The sequence below is a fragment of the Streptomyces sp. NPDC033131 genome (assembly GCF_055578365.1).
This window is the reverse complement of sequence record NZ_JBVIPA010000001.1, coordinates 230,986-250,664: the sequence shown is the minus strand read 5'-3', so window position 1 is coordinate 250,664 and position 19,679 is coordinate 230,986. Positions and strand designations below refer to the sequence as shown.

The following is a 19,679-nucleotide window of genomic DNA, read 5'->3' as shown; positions in this document are numbered from 1 at the left end:
CCGCCGCCGAAGACCGGAGAGCCGCGCCTCCCCTCCGTCCGGGGCAGGCGCGGCTCTCCGCCGTGCTCAGCCGTTGCCCAGCAGCCCCGCCACCTGCCCGACCACCGGCATGCTCCCGATGGACTGCGCCTGCGCGATCGGCTGGGTCAGCGCCTGCGAGGTGAGCGGCTTGAAGCCGGCGCCCTGGGTGCCGATGCCGTTGTCCAGGGGGTCGACGCCGGTACCGGCGAGCGGGTTCGGCTTGAGGCCGGCGACCGGGCCGGTGACGTAGCCGACGGTGCCGGTGAGGGCCTGGAGACCTGCCTGCGGGTCCACGTTGCCGAGCGAGGTGGGGCGGGAGCGCATCACGTCGACGACCGGCTCGGTGTCGGCGGAGGCCGACGCCGCCCCTGCTCCCAGGGCCACGCCCGCGGTCGCGAGGGCGACCAGGGCGCGCTGGGCGGTCGGGTTATGGGAGGACGCGTGTCGGGCCATCGTTTCTGCCACCTTCTGCTTGCTTCGACTTGCACACGGTAATGAGGTCGACACGAAGGGTAGTTGAGGTGTGACGCGCGCTTCAAAGCCGACCCGCGGGGTCGTACCGGGGCCGCCTGATGCCTCACACTGGTGTCCCGTGAGCTCCCCTCCACCCATACCGACGCGAGTCGTGCTGCTCTGCGGCCCCTCCGGCTCCGGCAAGTCCCTCCTCGCCGCCCGCTCCGGCCTGCCGGTCCTGCGGCTCGACGACTTCTACAAGGAGGGCGACGACCCGACGCTGCCGCTGGTGGCGGGTAGCTCCGACATCGACTGGGACCACCCCGACTCGTGGGACGCGGACACGGCGATCGCCGCGATCGTGGACCTGTGCCGCACGGGCCGGACGAAGATCCCCGTCTACGACATCTCGCTGAGCGCCCGCACCGGCGAGGAGTCGGTCGAGGTGGGCCGCACCCCGCTGTTCATCGCGGAGGGCATCTTCGCCGCCGAGATCGTCACCCGGTGCCGGGAACTCGGCGTCCTCGCCGACGCCCTGTGCCTGAGCCGGGGCCCGCTCCGGACCTTCCGCCGCCGCTTCCTGCGCGACCTGCGGGAGGGCCGTAAGTCCGTCCCCTTCCTGCTCCGCCGCGGCTGGCGCCTGATGCGCTCCGAACGCTCCATCGTCGCCCGACAGAGGGCCCTCGGCGCCCACGCCTGCGACAAGGACGAGGCCCTGGGCCGGCTGGCCGCGGCCGCTGCGGGCCCCCGCCCGGCCGCGACGTCGGCCTCCCAGGGCTGATCGCGGCCCTCTGACCGCCCGCTGACGGCCGGACACGCTGCCCGCCGCACACACGAAACCGGGACTGGACGGGCCCCCCGGCCCTCCCAGTCCCGCTCCCTTGGTGCTCCCCCGTGCTTCCCCCGTGCTCCCCCCATGGGCCCGTTGGTCCCCCGTGACCCCCGTAGGCCCCTCCCCCGTTACTGCTCCCCCGTTACTTGCTTCCCCCCGACCTTCAGGCGACGAGCTCCCCGAAGGCGCTTTCCTCGTCACGGCCGAAGCTGAGGACCTCGTCCTCGCGCAGCCGGCGGAGCGACCGCCAGATGCTGGACTTCACCGTGCCGACACTGATGTCGAGGATCTCCGCGATCTCCGGGTCCGTGCGGCCCTCGTAGTAGCGCAGGACCAGCATGGTGCGCTGGAGTTCGGGCAGCCGGGCGAGCGCCTGCCACAGGACCGCGCGCAGTTCCGTGCCGCGCATCGCGTCCGTGTCGCCGGGCGTCTCCGGCAGTTCCTCGGTCGGGTACTCGTTCAGCTTGCGGCGGCGCCACGCGCTGATGTGCAGGTTGGTCATGGTGCGGCGGAGGTAGCCCCCGACCGCGGCCTTGTCACTGATCCGCTCCCACGCCCGGTACGTCGAGAACAGCGCGCTCTGCAGCAGGTCCTCGGCCTCGAAGCGGTCGCCGGTGAGGTGATAGGCGGTGGCGTACAGGGAGGCGCGGCGCTCCTGGACGTAGGCGGTGAACTCCGCCTCCGACAGCGAACGACGCTCCCCCGTGTCCTCCCTGTACGCGCTTCCCCCGTGTGCTTCCCCCGTGAAACCGTCAACCACCGTCATGTATCCGGTGTGCTGACGCCCGGTGCCGCGAGCGCACCCCCGCCCTCCCCCACGCTCGAATCCGCTCGCGCGGGAGGGACCCCCATCGGCCCCGGACTTCTCTGAACCCCGGCCCCCGTTCACGTCGTGCAGACGCGTGATCACTGCGCTCGTGCCGTTGCCGTGCAGCGTGTTCATCTCGCGCCCCCCGTCGTGGACTTCCGGTGTTTCGCCGTGCTTCCTTGCCTGTGCCGAGAAGCTTGCCCGGACCACTTCATGGCCGTGTCCGCCGACTGTCACAGACCTGTCACAGGGCCCCCCTCTGATACCGCTCCCGGACGTGGCACAGTCCCCCCACGGACAAGAGCGCTACCGGCGCGTAGAAATACAGGTTCAGGCCTGAGCCATACAGGTGTCGCAGCCCTGGCCCCCCATGGGTCAGAATGACCCCCGTGCCTTCCCTGTTGCTGATCGAGGACGACGACGCCATCCGTACGGCCCTGGAGCTGTCTCTGACGCGCCAGGGACACCGGGTTGCCACCGCTGCCACCGGCGAGGACGGCCTGCAGCTGCTGCGCGAGCAGCGGCCTGATCTGATCGTGCTGGACGTGATGCTGCCCGGCATCGACGGGTTCGAGGTGTGCCGGCGCATCCGGCGCACGGACCAGTTGCCGATCATCCTGCTGACCGCGCGCAGCGACGACATCGACGTGGTCGTCGGACTGGAGTCCGGTGCCGACGACTATGTCGTCAAGCCCGTGCAGGGGCGTGTCCTCGACGCCCGGATCCGGGCCGTGCTGCGGCGCGGTGAGCGGGAGGCGAACGACGCGGCCACGTTCGGTTCGCTGGTCATCGACCGCGCGGCCATGACCGTGACCAAGGACGGCGAGGACCTCCAGCTCACCCCGACCGAGCTCAGGCTGCTGCTCGAACTGAGCCGGCGGCCCGGGCAGGCCCTGTCGCGTCAGCAGTTGCTGCGCCTGGTGTGGGAGCACGACTATCTCGGCGACTCGCGGCTGGTGGACGCCTGTGTGCAGCGGCTGCGCGCCAAGGTCGAGGACGTGCCGTCGTCCCCGACGCTGATCCGTACCGTGCGTGGCGTGGGTTATCGGCTGGACAGTCCTCAGTGACCGAAGCGCAAGGGGGGGTCCGCGGCTGGGCCGCGGCTCGCAAGGGAACCTGGTCACGGCTGCGTTTCACCAGTCTGCGGCTGCGGCTGGTCGTCGTGTTCGGTCTGGTGGCGCTGACCGCCGCCGTGTCCGCGTCCGGCATCGCCTACTGGCTCAACCGGGAGGCCGTGCTCACGCGTACCCAGGACGCGGTGCTGCGCGACTTCGAGCAGGAGATGCAGAACCGCGCGGGCTCGCTGCCCCAGACCCCCACCCAGGACGAACTGCAGCACACGGCGGGGCAGATGGCGAACAGCAGCCAGCGCTTCAGCGTCCTGCTGGTCGCCCAGGACGCGGGCGGCACGACGGTGTACGGCAACTCCGGCGCGCTGGACGGCTTCTCGCTCCAGGACGTGCCCGCCTCCCTGCGCGAGGCGGTGAACAGGGAGCAGAAGGTCAACTCGGCCAACAAGTACGCGTACCACCTGTACTGGCAGCGGATAGTCAGCGACGGAACCCCCTATCTGGTGGCCGGTACGAAGGTGATCGGCGGCGGGCCGACCGGTTACATGCTCAAGTCGCTGGAGCCGGAGGCCAAGGACCTCAACTCCCTTGCCTGGTCGCTCGGTATCGCCACCGGCCTGGCGCTGATCGGCTCCGCGCTGCTCGCGCAGGCCGCCGCCACGACCGTACTGAAGCCGGTGCACCGGCTCGGGGTCGCCGCCCGGCGGCTCGGGGAGGGGAAACTGGACACACGGCTGCGGGTGTCCGGGACCGACGAGCTCGCCGATCTGTCGCGGACGTTCAACAACGCGGCCGCGGCGCTGGAGAAACGGGTGGACGACATGGCCGCGCGGGAGGACGCGTCCCGGCGGTTCGTGGCGGACATGTCGCACGAGCTGCGTACGCCGCTGACCGCCATCACCGCCGTCACGGAGGTGCTGGAGGAGGAGCTGGAGTCCGGCGGCATCGATCCGATGGTCGATCCGGCGGTGCGGCTCGTGGTCAGCGAGACGCGGCGGCTCAACGACCTCGTGGAGAACCTCATGGAGGTCACCCGCTTCGACGCCGGTACCGCGCGGCTGGTCGTCGACGACGTGGACGTCGTCGACCAGATCACCGCCTGCATCGACGCGCGGGCCTGGCTGGACGCGGTGGAGCTGGACGCCGAGCGCGGCATCCACGCCCGTCTCGACCCGCGCCGCCTGGACGTGATCCTGGCGAATCTGGTCGGCAACGCGCTCAAGCACGGGGGGTCGCCGGTGCGGGTCGCCGTGCGGGCGGCCGACGAGGAGGTCGTCATCGAGGTGCGGGACCACGGACCGGGCATCCCCGAGGACGTCCTGCCGCACGTCTTCGACCGGTTCTACAAGGCCAGCGCCTCCCGGCCGCGCTCCGAGGGCAGCGGCCTGGGCCTGTCCATCGCCCTGGAGAACGCCCACATCCACGGCGGCGAGATCACGGCAGCCAACTCCGCCGAGGGCGGTGCGGTGTTCACGCTGCGGCTGCCGCGGGACTCGTCGCCGCTCACCGAAGAGGCCGACGAAGGTGAGAAGGGCCAGGGGGACGCCTGATGAACGTACGACGTCTGCTGGCGCTCCCCGCGCTCGCCCTGCTCCTCGCCGGCTGCGGCATCCGGGCCACCGAGGTGCCCACCGACTTCGGCCCCGCGCCCTCCCGGGTGCGCTGCTCCCTGTCCGAGCCGGACGTCTCCACGCAGGCCTCGGGCGGGCTGCCGGTGCAGGTGTTCCTGCTGTGCGGTTCGTCACTGGTGACCGTCGACCGGACCGTGCGCGTGCCGGACGGTACGGCCGACTCCCGGCGGCGGGTGCTGGTCGCGCAGGGGCTGCTGGACGAACTCGCCGCGACGCCGTCGGCCGCGGAGAAGGAGGCCGGGTACACCACCGACGTGCGCGGCGGCATGGCGGTGAGCGGACCGCGCCCCACGGATCCCGAGGACGCCCTGCGCCTGAGCGCCCCGCCCGGCGACCTGACCTCCTACTCCCTCGCCCAGCTCGTCTGCACCTTCTCCGACTCGGCGGCCGCGGAGGGCGACGGCTCCGTCATCCTCGGCGGCCCCGACAGCGCGCCGCTGCGCCGCTACGAGTGCACCGACGAGGTCCGTTCCCGCCCGGGCAGCAAGGAGCCGCCGTCGGCCGAGGTGACGGGCGGCTGACGTACGGGTGTGGCGCAAGCCTCATGCACGTACCTCTGGGTGTCCCGGAACCGTTCGTGCCGGAGGCCGCGTCTAGGGGGGCGTGCAGCGTCAAGGCTCCATCGGCGGCAGTGCCGCGATTCGCATCCGTGTGACGGGAGGCGTCCTCCTCGTCGCACACCTCGTGTTCGTCGCCTGGTTCACGCTGCGACCGCTGGACGTCCCCTGGGTGATGCCACCCAATCTGCGTCCGCTGGCCGGTATCCGGGCGGATGCGGCGCTCGGCTGGCAGGAGGGTGTCCGGCGCATCGGCGAAGGGCTCGCGCTGCTGGCCCCGCTGGGCGTGCTGCTCCCGATGGCGCACGGCAGGCTCACGGTCTCGCCGCTCGCCTCCCTGCTCCGGACGATGGCCGCCGGCGCCCTGATCTCGCTGGGCATCGAACTGCTCCAGACCGCGGTGCCAGGGCAGGTCGTCGACATCGACTCGCTGCTCCTGAACACGGCGGGCGTCGCCCTCACCCACGCGGCGCTCGTGCCCGCGGCCCGCGCCTGGCTCCGCCGCAGGACCGAGCACGTCGGCAGCCGCCCGGTCCGTCAGGAGGACGCTCCTCAGGGTCGGACCCCGACGATTCCCAGGGTCGGGATCGCACCGTAGAGCGACGCTTCGTCCGCTTCGTGCCCGTAGCTTGGAAGGCAGATGGACGGAGCGACCAGCCGACGCAGGGACGCTGACGCGCCCGTAGGGGAACGACCCGATCGAAGGAGAGCCGCAATGAACCGCCTCGCCCGCCCCACCAACGGCCGCATGATCGGCGGAGTGTGTGCCGCGCTGGCGCAGCGCTTCGGCACCTCCGCCACCACGATGCGGGTGATCTTCCTCGTCTCGTGCCTGCTGCCCGGCCCGCAGTTCCTGCTCTACGCCGCGCTGTGGATCCTGTTCCCGTCGGAGAACAAGGCCGCGCGCACGGCCTGGTGAGCGCGGATACGCGCACGCCGGTGGGGCGCACCCCGTGTCCAAGGGTGCGCCCCACCGGCGCGTTCGGAGGCGGTGCGGATCAGCCGAGCGGGAGCCCGTTCACCGGCAGGCCCTGCGTGGGCAGCCCGGCGCCACCGACCGGCAGCCCGCCGAGCAGACCGGCGACCGGCGCGGTCGGGCCCTGGGAGAGCACCTGCTGCGCGACCGGCTGCACGGCGGCCAGGCTGGTGGCGAGCGCCGGCTGCGCCTGGGACAGCGCGTCACCGGCCCCCGGCAGCGACTTGGTGACGCCTTCCGCCGGCAGCGTCTGGGTGACGCCGCCCAGCGCCCCGGTGGCGTCCGGGACGGCCGGGGCGGCGTTCGCGGCGCCCGCACCGGCGGCGGCGAAGGCGGCACCGAGAGCGGCGACACCGAGGGTCTTGGCAGCAGACTGCTTCATGTAAACGCGTCCTTGAATGGGATGACGGTGATGTGAGCGGTTCACGACCGTAAACACGCCACACCGCCCTCCGCAAACATCGAAATGCGGACGGATGGTGAAAGCCCGCCCGCATTCCGGGTCACCGGATTTCCCCGGTCAGCCCTCCGCACCCACAGAACCGCTGGTGGAGGCGGTCTGCTGGAACAGCCATTCGGACTTCAGCTCGGCATATCCGGGCTTGACCACGTCATTGATCATCGCGAGTCGTTCATCGAAAGGAATGAACGCTGATTTCATCGCATTGACGGAGAACCACTGCATGTCTTCGAGTGTGTAACCGAACGCCTCGACAAGATGCTCGAATTCCCGGCTCATGCTGGTGCCGGACATCAGCCGGTTGTCCGTGTTCACGGTCGCCCGGAAGTGCAGCCGGCGCAGCAGCCCGATCGGGTGCTCGGCGTACGAGGCCGCTGCCCCGGTCTGGAGGTTGGAGCTGGGGCACAGCTCCAGGGGGATCCGCTTGTCCCGTACGTAGGAGGCGAGCCGCCCGAGCTGGACCGAGCCGTCCTCGTGGACCTGGATGTCGTCGATGATGCGCACGCCGTGGCCGAGCCGGTCGGCGCCGCACCACTGCAGGGCCTGCCAGATGGACGGCAGCCCGAAGGCCTCGCCGGCGTGGATGGTGAAGTGGTTGTTCTCGCGCTTGAGGTACTCGAAGGCGTCGAGGTGCCGGGTGGGCGGGAACCCGGCCTCGGCGCCGGCGATGTCGAAGCCGACCACGCCCAGGTCGCGGTACCGGTTGGCGAGTTCGGCGATCTCCAGGGCACGGGCCGCGTGCCGCATGGCGGTGAGCAGGGCGCCGACGCGGATGCGGTGGCCGCCGGCACGGGCACGGCGTTCGCCTTCCCGGAAGCCCTCGTTGACGGCCTCGACGACCTCTTCGAGGCTCAGGCCGCCGGACAGGTGCTGCTCGGGGGCGTACCGCACCTCCGCGTACACCACCCCGTCCTCGGCGAGGTCCTCGGCGCACTCGGCGGCGACCCGGACGAGCGCGTCCCGGGTCTGCATCACGCCGACGGTGTGCGAGAAGGTCTCCAGGTACCGCTCCAGGGAACCGGAGTCGGCGGCCTCGCGGAACCAGACGCCGAGCTTTTCGGGGTCGTTCTCGGGGAGGTGGGAGTACCCGGTCTCCCGGGCGAGTTCGACGATCGTGCCGGGGCGCAGCCCGCCGTCGAGGTGGTCGTGCAGCAGAACCTTGGGCGCCCGGCGGATCTGGTCCGAGCTCGGGGTGGTTCCTTTCGGGGCAGTCTGGCTCGTCATTTTCGCACTCTAACGCCTACGCGCGTAGATCGTGCGGTGTACGAAATCGTCGATACGTAACGGTGACCGCACGTACTAGTGGCGTACACCCGCGCTTCTGACACTGTTCTGTCATGGCACAGCAAGCGACGCCGGTTCGTACGGCCCGGCTCGGGCGGGCACTGGGACCGGAGCCGACGGCGGTGAGCGGGGTGGTGCTGCTGCTCCCCGGCGGCGACGAGGTCTCCGGCCGCAGACCGTCCCCCTTGTTGGCGACCGCGTCCGTACGCACGTTGGGGCGCCGACTCGCGCGTACGGGGCGTGACGACGGCCTGGTCACCCATGTCGTCCACTACCGCTATCGCGGCTGGAACGGCAGCGAGGCCCATCCGGCGCGCGACACGTCCTGGGCGGTCGAGGAGGTCGTACGGCGCTACGGCGACGTCTCCGTCTGCCTCGTCGGCGTCGACATGGGCGGGCGCGCGGCGCTGCACGCGAGCGGGCACGAGACCGTCAACTCCGTGGTGGCACTCGCCCCTTGGCTGCCCGAGGAGGACGTGGCCGCTCCACCCGAACCGGTGAAGCAGCTCGTGGGACGCCAGGTGCTGATCGTGCACGGCACGAACGACGAACGGACGGATCCGGAGCTGTCGTTCCGGCTGGCGGCACGGGCGAAGAAGGCCAACCGGGACGTGTGCCGGTTCGAAGTGCACTCCGACGGACACGGGCTGCACCAGCACCGGAACGAAGTCCACGCGCTGACCGAGGACTTCGTGATGGGAACGCTGTTCGGGCGGGCGCTGTCGCGGCCGGTCCGCGATGCGCTGGCGGCGCCGCCGCCGTTGGGATTGCGGATGCCGCTCGCCTCCGGCTTCGGGCGGTCCCTGCGCCGTTGAGGCTTGGGTTCGGTGGGGGTGTGCGGGTTATGGGGGGTGATCGCGCCCACGCGGCGGAGCCGCATGTCGACACAGCCCCGCGCCCCTCAGGTTGGCAGCAGATTGCCTCGTTTGGAGAGCAGGAACCTTTTGAAGGCCGCTACCGGCGGCGTGTCCGGGTGGCCGTCGAGCCAGGCCACGCCGATTTCTCTGGCCGCCCTCGGGGCCGTGACCGTCAGTTCCACGACTCCCGGGCGGGGGAAGACGGGCGGGGGCAGGAGGGCTACCCCCAGGCCCGCCGCCACCAGACCCCTCAGCGTCTCCGCCTCCTCGCCCTCGAACGCGACCCGGGGCTTGAAGCCCGCCTCCTGGCAGAGGTCGTCGGTGATGCGGCGCAGGCCGTAGCCGGGTTCGAGGGTGACGAAGGTTTCGTCGGCGGCCTCGGCCAGGCGGATGCGCCGGCGGGCGGCGAGGCGGTGGTCGGCGGGGACGACCAGGCGGAGCTTCTGCTCGTCGAGGCGGCGGGCGACGAGGTCGGGGGCGTCCGGTACCGGAGAGGTCAGGCACAGGTCCAGCTCGCCCGCGCGCAGCCGCTCGATCATCGCCTCGCCGTAGTTCTGGACGAGGCTGAAGCGGACGCGGGGATGGTCGGCGCGGAAGGCCTGCAGCAGGCCCGGCACGGTCTCGGCGCCCATGGTGTGCAGGAAGCCGAAGGCGACCTTGCCGGTGGCCGGGTCGGCGTCGGCGCGAACCTCGTCGGCGGCACGCTCGATCTCGGCCAGGGCGCGCTCGACGGAGCCGAGGAAGGTGCGTCCGGCGGGAGTGAGGGAGACCGTGCGGCCGCGGCGGGCGAACAGGTCGACGCCCAGATCCTGTTCGAGCCGGACCATGGCTCGCGACAGGGTGGACTGCGGGACCTGCATCTCCTGGGCGGCGCGGGTGACGTGCTCGGTGCGGGCGACGCCGGCGAAGTACGCGAGGCGCGGGGCCAGCAACATCACCATGTCTTCTGTGTCACTGGATGGTGACAGACGCGCCTGTGACCTCTGCTGATGCTCCATGGGAACGATTATGCCGATTCCATGCATTGGACGGATGACCGGGAGCGTACGTAGTTTCGAGGCATGTCTCCCGCCAGTACCGGGGCGTCCACCGTCGTGGGCGCCGCTGCTCCAGCCCCTGTCGTCGATTCCCGTGTGGCCCCGGGTGGTCCCGGTTACCGCCGGATGAGCTTCGCCCTCTTCCTCGCCGGCGTGGCGACCTTCGCTCTTCTCTACTCCACCCAGGCTCTGCTGCCGCTGATCTCCACCGACTTCGGGGTGGCGGCGAGCGAGGCGAGCTGGACGGTGGCGGCCGCGACCGGCGGACTGGCGCTGTTCGTCCTGCCGATGAGCGCCCTGTCGGAACGGTTCGGCCGGCGTACGGTGATGACCGCCTCGCTGGCGGTCGCGGTGACCGTCGGCCTCCTGGTCCCCTTCGCGCCCTCGCTGACCGCGCTGATCGTGCTGCGGGCGGTGCAGGGCGCGGCGCTGGCGGGTCTGCCGGCCTCGGCGACGGCCTACCTCGCGGAGGAGGTCACGCCCAAGGCGCTGATCACCGCGATCGGCCTGTTCGTCGCCGGCAACAGCGTCGGCGGGATGAGCGGCCGGGTCATCACCGGCTGGGTCGCGCAGGAGTGGGGCTGGCGGGTCGCGGTCGGCGTGATCGGCGTGATCGCGGTCGGCTGCGCGGTGGCCTTCCGGTTGCTGCTGCCGGCGCCGAAGAACTTCGTACCCGGTTCGCTGCGGCCCCGGGTACTGGCCCGCACGGTCCGCGACCACCTCTCCGACCCGCTGCTGCGCCGGCTGTACGCGATCGGCGCGCTGTTCATGACGGTGTTCGGCGGCGTCTACACGGTGATCGGGTACCGGCTGACGGAGGCGCCGTTCGGCCTGCCCCAGGGCATCATCGGGTCGATCTTCCTGGTCTACCTGGTGGGCACGGTGTCGGCGTCCACGGCCGGGCGGCTGGTCGGGCGCCTCGGCCGCCGGGGCGCGCTGTACGCGGCGGGCGGTACGACGACCGCGGGTCTGGTGATGTCCCTGGCCGACTCCCTTCCGCTGGTCCTGCTCGGACTGGTGCTGATCACCGCGGGCTTCTTCGCGGGACACGCGGTCGCCTCGTCGGCGGTCAGCAAGACGGCGACGAAGGGGCGGGCGCAGGCCTCGGCCCTCTACCAGTCGTCCTACTACGTCGGCTCCAGCGCGGGCAGTACGGTCGGCGCGGTCGCCTTCCACGCGGGCGGCTGGGCCGGGACGGTGGGCGTCGGCCTGCTGGCGGTGCTCGGCGTCGTGACGATCACGGTCTTCGGGTCGCGGGCGGCGCGGGTCGCCGCGCGGCGGGTGGCAGTGCCGGCCCACTGACGGCGCCGTACCAGGGAGCTCCGCCCCCTGGACCCCCGACCTGCACTTTTCCCCACTCCCCAGGCCATTGTCAGTGGCCTGCGGTAGCTTCCGAAGTGCTGGGCGCGAAGGCGCGCGACAGGAACGCCACAGGGGTGGGTGGACGACGATGAGTGACACGGTGACGACGGATCTTGACGTCAGGCTGGAGAAACACCGGACCGAGCTGACGGGGTACTGCTATCGCATGCTCGGCTCCTCCTTCGAGGCCGAGGACGCGGTGCAGGACACGATGGTCCGGGCCTGGCGGAGTTACGACAAGTTCGAGGGCCGCTCCAGCCTCCGTTCCTGGCTGTACCGCATCGCGACGAACGTGTGCCTGGACATGCTGACGGCCGGCAACAAGCGCGCCAGGCCGATGGATCTCACCGAGTCCACCCCCCTCGCCCGGGCCGCCCTGTCCCCCCGCCCGGACAACACCTGGCTGGAGCCGATGCCGGACGGACGCGTGCTGCCCACGACCGAGGACCCGGCGGAGGCGGCCGTCGCCAAGGAGTCCGTGCGGCTCGCCTTCATGGCCGCCCTCCAGCAGCTCCCGGCCAAGCAGCGCGCGGTGCTGATCCTGCGCGAGGTGCTGGCGTGGAAGGCGAGCGAGGTCGCCGAACTGCTGGACACCTCGGTCGCGTCGGTCAACAGCGCACTGCAGCGGGCCCGGGCGACGCTCGCCGAGCGGGAGCAGCGCGGCGCGGACGCGGCCGTGTCCGACCCGCTGGACGACGAGCAGCAAAAGCTCCTGGACCGCTATGTGGCGGCGTTCGAGGGCTATGACATGACCGCTCTGACGGCCCTGCTGCACGAGGACGCCGTCATGACGATGCCGCCGTTCGACCTGTGGCTGACCGGCCCGGCGGACATCACCGGCTTCATGACGACGCTCGGCGCCCCCTGCGCGGGCTCGCGCCTGGTGCCGGTCCAGGTCAACGGCCTGCCGGGCTTCGCCCAGTACAAGCCGGACCCGGACAAGGGCGGCTTCGTCCCGTGGGCCGTGCAGGTCCTCGAAATCTCAGAGGGCGAGATCACCGGGTTCCACTGCTTCCTCGACACGCAGCGCTGGTTCCCGCTGTTCGGGCTGCCCCTCCGTCTCGAGGCGGAGGCCGACCAGGTCGAGCAGGGCAGGTAAGCCCGGGTCCGGGTCCCGCAGCCGGATCCGGCCCCCGGCCCGCTTGGCGGCGAGCTCCAGGCGCGCCAGCAGGTCGACGGTGCCGAGCCCCGGCGGCCCGAGTCCTCCGACATCGCACACCACGGTCCTGGCCCCACCGGCCTCCAGCAGCGCCCGCACCTCGTCGCACAGCCCGGTCACCTCGTCCCTGGTGACGGGGCCGGTCAGCACGAGTACTGCGGGTGTCATGGCGTCCACGAGCGGTAGACCGACGGGGCGGGCGTAACTCATCGCGGCCGGCGTCTTCCCCGCTGTCCGCCGACCGGGATCACATTGACCCGCCGCCCTCCTTCCCCGGAGGGTTGCCTGTATGCCCCACATATCGGCGCCGCCCCGGAGACCGCACGCCTTCCTCACCTGTGAGGAGGCTCCGTGCAGGGGGTGCTGACCGGCTTCGCGGTCATCGCCGTCGTCATCGGCGTCGGCTATGCGCTCGGGCGGGGCGGTCACCTCGGCGAACACGGCCGTGACGTCCTGACCAAGCTCGCGTTCCACGTGGCCACACCCGCTCTGCTGTTCACCACGCTGGCTCCCACCGACCTGTCGATGATCTTCTCCAGCCGCCTGCTCGTGACCGCGCTGAGCACGGCTGCCGCGGCGGGCGTCTTCGTCGCGGTGGGTGTCGTACGCGGCTGGGGAGTCGGCCGTACGACGATCGGCGCCCTGTGCTCCGGCTACGTCAACTCGGGCAACCTCGGCATCCCGATCGCCGTCTACGTGCTCGGCGACGCCTCCCTGGTGGCACCGGTCCTGCTGTTCCAGCTGCTCCTCCTGACGCCGGTCGCGCTGACGGTCCTGGACCTGTCGGGCAGGGACGGCGAGAAGGGCCCGCTGTGGCACCGGCTGCTCACACCGCTGCGCAATCCGATCGCGGTGGGGTCGCTGGCCGGAGTGGCGGTCTCGGCATCCGGAATCGGCATCCCGTCCTTCGTCATGGACCCCGTCACCCTGATCGGCAACATGTCCGTCCCGGCGGTCCTGCTCGCCTTCGGCATCTCCCTGTGCGGCAGCGCGATGCCGGGCCGGGGCCCGGACCGCCCGCTCGTGCTGCTCTCGGTCGCGTTGAAGACGGTGGGGCAGCCGACGGTGGCCTGGGCGCTGGCGGTGGGGGTGTTCGGACTGCGCGGGGCGCCACTGCTCGACGTGGTGGTGACCTCGGCGCTCCCGGCGGCGCAGAACCTCTTCACCTACGCCTCCAGCTACGGCGTGGGCGAGCGACTGGCCCGGGACTCGATCCTGGTGTCGACGGTGCTGTCCGTGCCGGTGCTGGTCGTGGTCGCGGCTCTGCTCGGCTGAGCCCGGGGCAGCGCCCCGGACGGACCGGCAAAGGGGCCGGGGCTTCGACAGCCCCGGCCCCGGGCCCGGTCCTCCCCCGCGTCAGGCGATCCGCTCAGGCGATCCGCTCCAGCACCACGGGTGACGCCGTGAATTCGGTGCCCGCCGCCGCGATGTCGTACGCGCCCTCCACGGACTCGAGGGCGTACGCGAAGCGCTCGGGGGTGTCCGTGTGCAGGGTCAGCAGGGGCTGGCCCTCCGTCACCGGGTCGCCGGGCCTGGCGTGCAGCTCGACGCCCGCGCCCGCCTGCACCGGGTCCTCCTTGCGGGCGCGGCCGGCGCCCAGGCGCCAGGCGGCGACGCCGATGCCGTAGGCGTCGAGACGGGTCAGGACGCCCGAGGACGGGGCCTTGATCACGTGCTGCTCGCGGGCCACCGGCAGCTCCGCGTCCGGGTCGCCGCCCTGGGCCGCGATCATGCGGCGCCAGACGTCCATGGCCGAGCCGTCGGCGAGGGCCTTCGCCGGGTCGGCGTCCTTCACGCCGGCCGCGTCGAGCATCTCGCGGGCCAGGGCGATGGTCAGCTCGACGACGTCCGCCGGGCCGCCGCCCGCCAGGACCTCCACCGACTCGCGGACCTCCAGCGCGTTGCCCGCCGTCAGGCCCAGGGGGGTGGACATGTCCGTGAGCAGCGCGACCGTCTTCACCCCGTGGTCCGTGCCCAGGCCCACCATCGTGGAGGCCAGTTCGCGCGCGTCCTCGATGGTCTTCATGAAGGCGCCGGTGCCCACCTTCACGTCCAGGACCAGGGAGCCGGTGCCCTCGGCGATCTTCTTCGACATGATCGAGGAGGCGATCAGCGGGATCGCCTCCACCGTGCCGGTCACGTCCCGCAGGGCGTACAGCTTCTTGTCGGCAGGGGCCAGGCCGTCGCCCGCCGCGCAGATCACCGCGCCGGTGCCGTCGAGCACGGACAGCATCTCCTCGTTGGAGAGCAGGGCCCGCCAGCCGGGGATCGACTCCAGCTTGTCCAGGGTGCCGCCGGTGTGGCCGAGGCCGCGGCCCGACAGCTGCGGGACGGCCGCGCCGCAGGCCGCGACCAGCGGGGCGAGCGGCAGGGTGATCTTGTCGCCGACGCCGCCCGTGGAGTGCTTGTCCGCCGTCGGCCGGGACAGGGACGAGAAGTCCATGCGCTCGCCGGAGGCGATCATCGCGGCCGTCCAGCGGGCGATCTCGCGGCGGTTCATGCCGTTGAGCAGGATGGCCATCGCGAGCGCGGACATCTGCTCGTCGGCGACCTCCCCGCGGGTGTACGCGTCGATGACCCAGTCGATCTGCCGGTCGCTGAGCTCACCGCGCTCCCGCTTGGTGCGGATGACGGAGATGGCGTCCATGGCCATGGCGTGGCCTTCCTTGTGAAAAGCATGCGGAAACCGCGCGGCCCCCCGAGTGGCCGAAGCCGGCAACTCGAAGGGGCCGCACGGGAATTACTTGGTGAGATGCCCCGGCCCGAAGGCCTGCGGCAGCATCTTCGACAGCGGCAGGACGCCCTCCGGGGTCTCCAGCAGCAGGTCGGGACCGCCGAACTCGTACAGCAGCTGCCGGCAGCGGCCGCACGGGACGAGGATCGCGCCGTCGCCGTCGACGCAGGTGAAGTGCGTGAGGCGGCCGCCGCCGGTGTTGTGCAGCTCCGAGACGAGCCCGCACTCGGCGCACAGGCCGAGGCCGTACGAGGCGTTCTCGACGTTGCAGCCGGAGACCGTACGCCCGTCGTCGACCAGGGCCGCCACGCCGACCGGGTAGCCGGAGTACGGGGCGTACGCCCGCGACATGGCGTCCCGGGCCACCGCCCGCAGCATGTCCCAGTCGACGTCGGTCACTTGCCCTGTCCCTTCCGGTACGGCATGCCGTCCGCCTTCGGCATCCTGAGGCGCTGGGCCGACAGGGCGAGGACGACGAGCGTGATGACGTACGGCGTGGCGGACACGACCTGGTTCGGGACCTCGTTGGTGCCCAGGTACCAGGCGAGCACCAGACCGCCGACGAGCAGGGTGATCGCGGACGAGGTGTACTTCTTCCGGAACGCCAGCCAGATGGAGCCGATGATCAGCAGCAGCGCGCCGAGCAGGAGCAGCGCGTGGACGTTCTCGGAGCCGCCGCGCAGGTTGAGGCTGTCGGTGTAGCCGAACAGCCCGGCGCCGATGGCGAGTCCGCCCGGCATCCAGTTGCCGAAGATCATCGCGGCGAGACCGATGTAGCCGCGGCCGCTGGTCTGGCCCTCCAGGTAGAAGGGGTTGGCGACGATGGAGAGGAAGGCACCGCCGAGGCCGGCCAGACCGCCGGAGATGATCACGGCGATGTACTTGTACTTGTAGACGTTCACGCCGAGCGACTCGGCCGCGATCGGATTCTCGCCGCAGGACCGCAGCCGCAGACCGAACGCGGTGCGCCACAGGATCCACCAGGTGCCGGGGATCAGCGCGATGGCGATCAGGGTCAGCCAGGACACGTTGGTGATCAGACCGCCGAGCAGACCGGCGATGTCGGAGATGAAGAACCAGCCCTTGGCGTTCAGGTCGGTCAGCGCGTCCGACAGCCCGGGCACCGTGAAGTTGCCGAGGGACTCCACCGGCGGGGACTGCTTGGCCGAGCCGCCCGTGTGGCCCTCGAAGGCGAGCGGGGCGAGGTAGCGGGTGGCGCCGAGGGCGAGGATGTTGATGGCCACACCGGAGACGATGTGGTTGACGTTGAAGGAGACGGTGACGATCGCGTGCAGCAGGCCGCCGATCGCGCCGCCGAGGATGCCGACCAGGACGCCCGTCCACGGGCCCCACTGGAAGCCGGCCCAGGCACCGAACCAGGTGCCGAGGATCATCATGCCCTCGAGGCCGATGTTGACGACGCCCGCCCGCTCGGCCCACAGACCGCCGAGGCCGGCGAGGCCGATCGGGACGGCGAGCTGGAGCGCGGTGGACATCTGGCTGACGTTGGTGATGCCGTCGGCGCCGGTGATGATGCGGACGATCGACGTCAGCGCGAGGGCTCCGGCGATGACCAGCAGCAGGACGGGCCATGACATGCGGCGCCCTGTCGGCGCCGTGGGCTGCAGCGTGGGCTGGTTGAGGTCGGTCACGGTGGTCATCGGCCCGCCACCTCCTTCTTCACGTTGTTGTCGGCGCCGAGGACGTTTCCGGCGGCGAGTTCCGCGCCGACCCGGCGCTGCTGGCGGCGCAGGCCCCACTCGCGTACGGCCTCGTACGAGACGACGACCGAGAGCACGATCAGGCCCTGCATGATGACCGCGATCTCCTTGTCGTAGTCGTGGAAGTCCAGCTCGGGCGAGGCCTTGTCGAGCCAGGCCCACAGCAGGGCGGCGAAGGCGATACCGGTGGGGTTGTTACGGCCGAGCAGGGCGATGCCGATGCCGAGAAAGCCGATGCCGGTGGGGAAGTTGAGGTTGTAGGTGTGCGAGTCGCCGAGCAGGATCGGCAGGCCCGCGAGACCGGCGAGACCGCCGGAGATCAGCATCGCGGTGAGGACCATGCGCTTGGGGTCGACACCGCTGGCCGCCGCCGCGGACTCCGAGGCGCCGGAGGCGCGCAGGTCGAAGCCGAAGCGGGTGCGGTTGAGGACGACCCAGTAGCCGATGCCGAGGATCGCGGCGAGGACCACCAGACCGTAGATCTCGCCGGCCGCGCCCATGTCGATGCCGGGCACCCAGCCCGACTCGTGCATCTCGCCGGTGGTGTTGTTGTTGCCGACCTTGACGCCGAAGACGTTGGGCAGCCACAGGTAGGCGATCACGGAGACCGCGATCGCGTTGAGCATGATCGTCGCGACGACCTCGCTGACCCCGCGGGTGACCTTGAGGACACCGGCGATGCCGGACCAGAAGGCGCCGGTGCAGACTGCGGTCAGCAGGAGCAGCGGGATCTGCAGGACCGCCGGCAGGTTCGCGTGGGCGCCGACGATCGCGGCCATCATGGCGGCGAGCTGGTACTGGCCGTCGACGCCGATGTTGAACAGGTTCATCCGGAAGCCGATGGCCACCGCGAGCGCCGCGATGTAGTACATCGACGCCTGGTTGATGATGCGGACCTGGACGTCGGAGAACGAGGCCTGCTCGAACATGATCGAGAAGGGCTCGACCGGGTTCTTGCCGGAGGCGACCAGCACGATCGCGCTCAGCACGAAGGCCACGGCGAGCGCGATGACCGGTCCGGCCACCGCGAGGAGCACGCGCTCCTTGTCGAACTTCTTCATCAGCGGGCCTCGTCTTCCGGAGACTCGGGAGACTTGCGGATCTCGGGGGTCTCGGGGGTGTCTGCCGGGGTCTCGGGGGTCTCTTCGTGTTCGAGGTGCCCGGTGACGGCACCGGTCATGGCCGAGCCGAGCTCCTCCGGGGTGATGGTGGCCGGGTCGGCGTCGGCGACCAGTTTGCCGTTGTAGATCACGCGGAGGGTGTCGGACAGGCCGATCAGCTCGTCGAGGTCGGCGGAGATCAGCAGCACGGCCAGGCCCTCGCGGCGGGCCTCGCGGATGTGGTCCCAGATCGCGGCCTGTGCGCCGACGTCCACACCCCGGGTGGGGTGGGCGGCGATCAGGAAGCGCGGCTTGCTGCTCATCTCGCGGCCGACGATCAGCTTCTGCTGGTTGCCGCCGGACAGGGAGGCGGCGGTGACGTCGATGCCGGGGGTGCGCACGTCGTAGTCGGCGACGATCCGGCGGGTGTCCTCCTGGGCCGCTTTGGGGTCCAGCCAGACGCCCTTGGCGTTGGGCTTCTCGGTGACGTGGCCGAGGATGCGGTTCTCCCAGAGGGGGGCCTCCAGGAGCAGGCCGTGGCGGTGGCGGTCCTCGGGGATGTAGCCGATGCCCTGCTCGCGGCGCTTGCGGGTGGGCCAGCCGGTCATGTCCTCTTCGATCAGCGAGATCGTGCCGGAGTCGGCGCTCTTGAGGCCGATGAGCGCGTCGACCAGCTCGGTCTGGCCGTTGCCCTCGACGCCGGCGATGCCCAGGACCTCGCCCGCGTGGATCGTGAAGCTGATGTCGTCGAGGAGGGCCTTGCCGCCGACCGCCTCCAGACGCAGTTTGTCGACGGTGATGACCGGGCGGTCGGTGACGGTCGACTCGGCGGTCTCGGGGGTGGGCAGCTCGCTGCCGACCATCATCTCGGCGAGCTGACGCGGGGTGGTCTCGGCGGGGACCGCGGTGCCGACGGTCGTGCCGCGGCGGATGACGGTGATCTCGTCGGCGACGGAGAGGACCTCGCCCAGCTTGTGGGAGATGAAGATGACCGACAGGCCCTCGGCCCTGAGCTCGCGGAGGTTGTCGAAGAGCGCGTCCACCTCCTGGGGCACCAGCACGGCCGTCGGCTCGTCCAGGATCAGCGTGCGGGCGCCGCGGTAGAGGACCTTGAGGATCTCCACGCGCTGGCGGGCGGCGACGCCGAGTTCCTCGACGAGGACGTCGGGTCGCACGCCGAGGCCGTAGCGCTCGGAGATCTCCTTGATCTTGCGGCGGGCCTTGGCGCCGATGCCGTGGAGCTTCTCGCTGCCCAGCACCACGTTCTCGAGCACCGTGAGGTTGTCGGCCAGCATGAAGTGCTGGTGGACCATGCCGATGCCGCGGACGATGGCGTCGGCCGGGGAGGAGAAGGTGACCGGCTCACCGTCGATCGCGATGGTGCCCTCGTCCGGCTTCTGCATGCCGTAGAGGATCTTCATCAGCGTCGACTTGCCGGCGCCGTTCTCACCGACGAGGGCGTGGACGGTGCCCTTGCGGACGGTGAGATGGATGTCGTGGTTGGCCACGACGCCCGGGAAACGCTTGGTGATCCCGGCGAGCTCGACGGCGGTCACTTGACCTTTGACCGCCGCTCCGGCCGGAGGGCTGCTGGACGCGTTGATGGCGCACTCTCCT

21 protein-coding genes are annotated in these 19,679 nt (G+C 71.1%); 10 read left to right on the top strand and 11 right to left on the bottom strand.

What is annotated here, in order from left to right; all coding sequences use genetic code 11:
• Nucleotides 1-66: 66 nt before the first annotated feature.
• Entirely contained in the window at nt 67-474 is a 408-nt protein-coding gene (locus tag ACZ5XS_RS01080; RefSeq protein ID WP_468647114.1) for a hypothetical protein, read from the bottom strand.
• A gap of 70 nt (nt 475-544) precedes the next feature.
• Between ACZ5XS_RS01080 and ACZ5XS_RS01075 the strand changes: the two genes are divergently transcribed.
• Nucleotides 545-1,255 carry a uridine kinase family protein gene (locus tag ACZ5XS_RS01075; RefSeq protein ID WP_468647113.1) on the top strand — a complete coding sequence of 237 codons (711 nt, stop codon included), beginning with the start codon at nt 545-547 and terminating at the stop codon, nt 1,253-1,255.
• Between the two features lie 214 nt (nt 1,256-1,469).
• On the opposite strand, the gene ACZ5XS_RS01070 is transcribed toward ACZ5XS_RS01075, so the two are convergent.
• Complete coding sequence (locus ACZ5XS_RS01070) at nt 1,470-2,249, bottom strand: SigE family RNA polymerase sigma factor (protein WP_468647112.1); 780 nt, start codon at nt 2,247-2,249, stop codon at nt 1,470-1,472.
• Nucleotides 2,250-2,503: 254 nt separating this feature from the next.
• On the opposite strand from ACZ5XS_RS01070, the gene afsQ1 reads away from it, so the two are divergent.
• The 5 genes from afsQ1 to ACZ5XS_RS01045 all read left to right on the top strand — a co-directional run bounded on the left by afsQ1 (nt 2,504) and on the right by ACZ5XS_RS01045 (nt 6,291).
• The gene (afsQ1, locus tag ACZ5XS_RS01065; RefSeq protein WP_217236846.1) at nt 2,504-3,181 is read left to right on the top strand and encodes a two-component system response regulator AfsQ1; all 678 of its coding nucleotides are present in this window, start codon (nt 2,504-2,506) and stop codon (nt 3,179-3,181) included.
• Entirely contained in the window at nt 3,178-4,734 is a 1,557-nt protein-coding gene (locus ACZ5XS_RS01060) for an ATP-binding protein (RefSeq protein WP_468647110.1), read from the top strand. The genes afsQ1 and ACZ5XS_RS01060 overlap by 4 nt, the downstream gene beginning before the upstream one ends.
• Nucleotides 4,734-5,336, top strand: coding sequence for a hypothetical protein (locus ACZ5XS_RS01055; protein WP_468647108.1), 603 nt, complete (start codon nt 4,734-4,736; stop codon nt 5,334-5,336). The genes ACZ5XS_RS01060 and ACZ5XS_RS01055 overlap by 1 nt, the downstream gene beginning before the upstream one ends.
• A gap of 82 nt (nt 5,337-5,418) precedes the next feature.
• Complete coding sequence (locus ACZ5XS_RS01050; RefSeq protein WP_468647107.1) at nt 5,419-5,970, top strand: VanZ family protein; 552 nt, start codon at nt 5,419-5,421, stop codon at nt 5,968-5,970.
• A 117-nt stretch (nt 5,971-6,087) separates the two neighbouring features.
• On the top strand, nt 6,088-6,291 hold the full coding sequence (locus tag ACZ5XS_RS01045; protein ID WP_468647106.1) for a PspC domain-containing protein: 204 nt from the start codon (nt 6,088-6,090) through the stop codon (nt 6,289-6,291).
• A gap of 79 nt (nt 6,292-6,370) precedes the next feature.
• On the opposite strand, the gene ACZ5XS_RS01040 is transcribed toward ACZ5XS_RS01045, so the two are convergent.
• Together ACZ5XS_RS01040 and ACZ5XS_RS01035 are read right to left on the bottom strand one after the other, a co-directional pair.
• Nucleotides 6,371-6,730: an ATP-binding protein gene (locus tag ACZ5XS_RS01040; protein WP_468647104.1), complete on the bottom strand. Its 360-nt coding sequence runs from the start codon at nt 6,728-6,730 to the stop codon at nt 6,371-6,373.
• Nucleotides 6,731-6,868: 138 nt separating this feature from the next.
• Nucleotides 6,869-8,032 (bottom strand): adenosine deaminase, encoded by a 1,164-nt coding sequence (locus tag ACZ5XS_RS01035; protein WP_468647102.1) that lies wholly within the window; start codon nt 8,030-8,032, stop codon nt 6,869-6,871.
• 113 nt (nt 8,033-8,145) lie between these two features.
• On the opposite strand from ACZ5XS_RS01035, the gene ACZ5XS_RS01030 reads away from it, so the two are divergent.
• A complete protein-coding gene (locus ACZ5XS_RS01030) occupies nt 8,146-8,907 on the top strand; it encodes a prolyl oligopeptidase family serine peptidase (protein WP_468647100.1) in 762 nt (253 codons plus the stop codon).
• Between the two features lie 86 nt (nt 8,908-8,993).
• Here the strand turns inward: ACZ5XS_RS01030 and ACZ5XS_RS01025 are convergent, their stop codons facing one another.
• Nucleotides 8,994-9,947 carry a LysR family transcriptional regulator gene (locus ACZ5XS_RS01025; RefSeq protein WP_468647098.1) on the bottom strand — a complete coding sequence of 318 codons (954 nt, stop codon included), beginning with the start codon at nt 9,945-9,947 and terminating at the stop codon, nt 8,994-8,996.
• A gap of 63 nt (nt 9,948-10,010) precedes the next feature.
• On the opposite strand from ACZ5XS_RS01025, the gene ACZ5XS_RS01020 reads away from it, so the two are divergent.
• Entirely contained in the window at nt 10,011-11,288 is a 1,278-nt protein-coding gene (locus ACZ5XS_RS01020; protein ID WP_468647096.1) for an MFS transporter, read from the top strand.
• Between the two features lie 148 nt (nt 11,289-11,436).
• The gene (locus ACZ5XS_RS01015) at nt 11,437-12,447 is read left to right on the top strand and encodes a sigma-70 family RNA polymerase sigma factor (protein ID WP_468647094.1); all 1,011 of its coding nucleotides are present in this window, start codon (nt 11,437-11,439) and stop codon (nt 12,445-12,447) included.
• On the opposite strand, the gene ACZ5XS_RS01010 is transcribed toward ACZ5XS_RS01015, so the two are convergent.
• Complete coding sequence (locus tag ACZ5XS_RS01010) at nt 12,331-12,675, bottom strand: STAS domain-containing protein (RefSeq protein WP_468647092.1); 345 nt, start codon at nt 12,673-12,675, stop codon at nt 12,331-12,333. The two genes, ACZ5XS_RS01015 and ACZ5XS_RS01010, sit on opposite strands and share 117 nt — an antisense overlap.
• Nucleotides 12,676-12,858: 183 nt before the next feature.
• Between ACZ5XS_RS01010 and ACZ5XS_RS01005 the strand changes: the two genes are divergently transcribed.
• Nucleotides 12,859-13,782, top strand: a complete 924-nt coding sequence (locus tag ACZ5XS_RS01005) for an AEC family transporter (RefSeq protein ID WP_217236857.1) — start codon at nt 12,859-12,861, stop codon at nt 13,780-13,782.
• A gap of 94 nt (nt 13,783-13,876) precedes the next feature.
• Here the strand turns inward: ACZ5XS_RS01005 and ACZ5XS_RS01000 are convergent, their stop codons facing one another.
• The 5 genes from ACZ5XS_RS01000 to ACZ5XS_RS00980 all read right to left on the bottom strand — a co-directional run bounded on the left by ACZ5XS_RS01000 (nt 13,877) and on the right by ACZ5XS_RS00980 (nt 19,618).
• Entirely contained in the window at nt 13,877-15,154 is a 1,278-nt protein-coding gene (locus ACZ5XS_RS01000) for a thymidine phosphorylase (RefSeq protein WP_468647502.1), read from the bottom strand.
• A gap of 93 nt (nt 15,155-15,247) precedes the next feature.
• Nucleotides 15,248-15,640, bottom strand: coding sequence for a cytidine deaminase (locus ACZ5XS_RS00995; protein WP_468647091.1), 393 nt, complete (start codon nt 15,638-15,640; stop codon nt 15,248-15,250).
• Nucleotides 15,637-16,902 (bottom strand): ABC transporter permease, encoded by a 1,266-nt coding sequence (locus ACZ5XS_RS00990; RefSeq protein WP_468647089.1) that lies wholly within the window; start codon nt 16,900-16,902, stop codon nt 15,637-15,639. Before ACZ5XS_RS00990 ends, ACZ5XS_RS00995 begins: the two co-directional genes overlap by 4 nt.
• On the bottom strand, nt 16,899-18,023 hold the full coding sequence (locus tag ACZ5XS_RS00985; protein WP_468647087.1) for an ABC transporter permease: 1,125 nt from the start codon (nt 18,021-18,023) through the stop codon (nt 16,899-16,901). The genes ACZ5XS_RS00990 and ACZ5XS_RS00985 overlap by 4 nt, the downstream gene beginning before the upstream one ends.
• Nucleotides 18,023-19,618, bottom strand: a complete 1,596-nt coding sequence (locus ACZ5XS_RS00980; RefSeq protein WP_468647085.1) for an ABC transporter ATP-binding protein — start codon at nt 19,616-19,618, stop codon at nt 18,023-18,025. The genes ACZ5XS_RS00985 and ACZ5XS_RS00980 overlap by 1 nt, the downstream gene beginning before the upstream one ends.
• Between the last annotated feature and the right edge of the window lie 61 nt (nt 19,619-19,679).